The sequence below is a fragment of the Campylobacter sp. RM16189 genome, from assembly GCF_012978815.1.
Lineage (GTDB): Bacteria > Campylobacterota > Campylobacteria > Campylobacterales > Campylobacteraceae > Campylobacter_A.
In genome coordinates this window covers 1-1,824 of the sequence record NZ_LIWR01000025.1, presented here as the reverse complement: position 1 = coordinate 1,824, position 1,824 = coordinate 1, and the positions used below count along the sequence as shown (strand labels likewise).

Genomic DNA, 1,824 nt, shown 5'->3' with positions numbered 1-1,824 from the left:
AGGGCCTATAGCTCAGCTGGTTAGAGTGCACCCCTGATAAGGGTGAGGTCACAAGTTCAAGTCTTGTTAGGCCCACCATTAATTAGCAAATAAATAAATTAGTTTAACTACAAAAGATTTAAACATCAAAGTTTAAAGCAAATATTCTAAAACGAATATTTGCTTTAGACTTTGAGTTGATTAATATCCTTATCTTACGGTGCCTCCGAAAGAGGCAGTGTGCTTTAGGGGTTTCCAAAGGGCGTAGCTCTTTGGTCGCAAATACTAGCTTCGCTAGTATGTGAAGTCTAAAATGTTCTTTTATTTATCATTGTTAAGAGTCACAAGCAAGTTTTAAATAAAACAATTTTACAGGACTTGTTAAAGATTTAAATATCTTATCTCTTGAATATAATCAGTATTCAGAAGTTTAACATCACAAGATATCTAGAGTTAAAACTTATCTATATATCAGTTAATGCTTTCCGTCTTGGAGGTTAGATTTTAAATTTAGTAATTTACAAAGTAAATTTGACTAACTTTTCTCTTTTTATTATTTATCTTAAAATAAATATAAATATAAATAGATAAAGCTTTAAATTTATAAATTACCTTTAACAAGGAAGTGATGCGAATTAGAATATATTAATCTAATATAATAAAAGGTAAGCTACTAAGAGCAAGTGGTGGATGCCTTGGCTAGTAGAGGCGATGAAGGACGTGCCAGGCTGCGATAAGACTCGGGGAGCCGTCAAGGGGCTTTGATCCGGGTATTTCCGAATGGGGCAACCCAACTGATAGCGATGTCAGTTACCATAATGGAGCGAACGAGGGGAATTGAAACATCTTAGTACCCTCAGGAAAAGAAATCAAACGAGATTACGCTAGTAGCGGCGAGCGAACGCGTAAGAGGGCAAACCGTTAGTTTACTAACGGGGTTGTAGGACTGCAACATAGACTAAACAAAGCTAATAGAACAATCTGGAAAGGTTGAGCATAGAGGGTGATACTCCCGTATATGAAAGCAATGTTTTACTTAGCAGTATCCTGAGTAGGGCGGAACACGTGATATTCTGTCTGAAGCCGGGTAGACCACTATCCAACCCTAAATACTACTACTAGACCGATAGTGCACAAGTACCGTGAGGGAAAGGTGAAAAGAACTGAGGTGATCAGAGTGAAATAGAACCTGAAACCATTTGCTTACAATCATTCAGAGCCCTATGATTTATCAGGGTGATGGACTGCCTTTTGCATAATGAGCCTGCGAGTTGTGATGTCTGGCGAGGTTAAGGAAACCCGGAGCCGTAGCGAAAGCGAGTCTTAATAGGGCGTTTAGTCAGATGTTGCAGACCCGAAACGATGTGATCTATCCATGAGCAGGTTGAAACTGGTGTAAGAGCCAGTGGAGGACCGAACCCGCTAGCGTTGAAAAGCTATGGGATGACTTGTGGATAGGGGTGAAAGGCCAATCAAACATCGTGATAGCTGGTTCTCTCCGAAATATATTTAGGTATAGCGTCATGTAGTAACACTGGGGGGTAGAGCACTGAATGGGCTAGGGCATACACCAATGTACCAAACCCTATCAAACTCCGAATACCTAGTGTGTAATCATGGCAGTCAGGCGGCGAGTGATAAAATCCGTCGTCGAGAGGGGAACAACCCAGACTAACAGCTAAGGTCCCTAAATCTCATTTAAGTGGAAAACGATGTGGAGTTACTGAAACAACCAGGAGGTTGGCTTAGAAGCAGCCATCCTTTAAAGAAAGCGTAATAGCTCACTGGTCTAGTGATTCTGCGCGGAAAATATAACGGGGCTAAAATGAGTACCGAAGCTTTAGA

The 1,824-nt window shown here is 40.5% G+C and carries 1 tRNA gene and 1 rRNA gene; both read left to right on the top strand.

From position 1 onward, the window contains the following. Window position 1 precedes the first annotated feature (1 nt). Window positions 2–78 (top strand) — tRNA-Ile (locus CDOM16189_RS07965). A 564-nt stretch (window positions 79–642) separates the two neighbouring features. Continuing rightward, window positions 643–1,824, top strand: a 23S ribosomal RNA gene (locus tag CDOM16189_RS07960); the annotation flags it as partial.